This window comes from Hyphomonas oceanitis SCH89 (genome assembly GCF_000685295.1).
GTDB classification, from domain to species: domain Bacteria; phylum Pseudomonadota; class Alphaproteobacteria; order Caulobacterales; family Hyphomonadaceae; genus Hyphomonas; species Hyphomonas oceanitis.
Genome location: NZ_ARYL01000124.1, coordinates 1 through 1,105, shown reverse-complemented (window position 1 = coordinate 1,105; position 1,105 = coordinate 1). Strand labels below are relative to the sequence as shown.

1 pseudogene is annotated in these 1,105 nt (G+C 53.1%); it reads left to right on the top strand.

The features are described from left to right. Positions 1-29: 29 nt before the first annotated feature. Positions 30-1,105, top strand: a pseudogene (locus HOC_RS20520) (sulfotransferase family protein); the annotation flags it as partial.

The window sequence follows — 1,105 nt, the reverse complement described above, 5'->3', positions numbered from 1 at the left end:
ATCTGTCTCATGGTCGCTGACGGGGAACAGGAGACGCTTGGTACGGCCTCGCCAATCTCAAGACCTATCGCTTTACTGACGATGAACTCGCGTCCCTACAGGCGCAATCAGCCGATCCCAATCTTGACCGTATGGCCCGCATACAAATCGCCTTCGCCCTAGCCAAAGCATACGAGGACCGCAGCGATTACGATGAGGCCTTTAGGGCCTACACGCTCGGAAACCAGTTGAAGCATCAGACTGTACGCTATTCGACAGACCAGATGCATGCCGAGTTCGATGCCCAGAAGTCAGTCTGCACGCCTGAGCTTTTCACGGCTCAGGCCGGCAAGGGATTCGACGCGCCTGACCCAATATTTATCGTTGGTTTGCCAAGAGCGGGTTCGACGTTGATTGAGCAAATACTCGCCTCGCATCCTGATGTGGATGGAACGCTGGAGCTGCCCAACATCCTTTCCATGGCACACAAGCTGCGTGGCCGCAAACAGGTGACGGATCGGGAGCGCTATCCGCGTATGCTTCATGAGATGTCAGCCGACCAGCTCGACTCATTGGGAAAAGACTATATCGAAAGCACCCGTATTCACCGGGACAGGGCACCATTCTTTACAGACAAGATGCCCAATAATTTCAGACATATTGGCCTGATCCATCTCATCCTGCCTAATGCCAAAATAATTGATGCGCGGCGCAACCCGATGGATTGCTGCTGGTCAGGATTCAAGCAATTATTCGCTGAAGGCCAAGAGTTCACTTACAACCTCGACGATATCGGTAATTACTACCGTGGCTACGTCGATCTGATGGACCATTGGAATACTGTGCTGCCCGACGGACGCATTCTCAAGGTCAAGCATGAGGAAGTGCTTGATGATCTTGATGGACAGGTGCGGCGGTTGCTCGATTATTGCGGTTTACCCTTTGATGCACGTTGTGTGGACTTCCACAATACTGAGCGCGCTGTACGTACTGCGAGCTCGGAACAGGTGCGCAGGCCAATCAACAAGGCTGGACTTGAACAGTGGCTGCCCTATGAGGCACATATGGGGGCTCTGAAAGCTGCGTTAGGGCCCGACTGTTCGTCGTCAGGTATTTTGAGACAGAA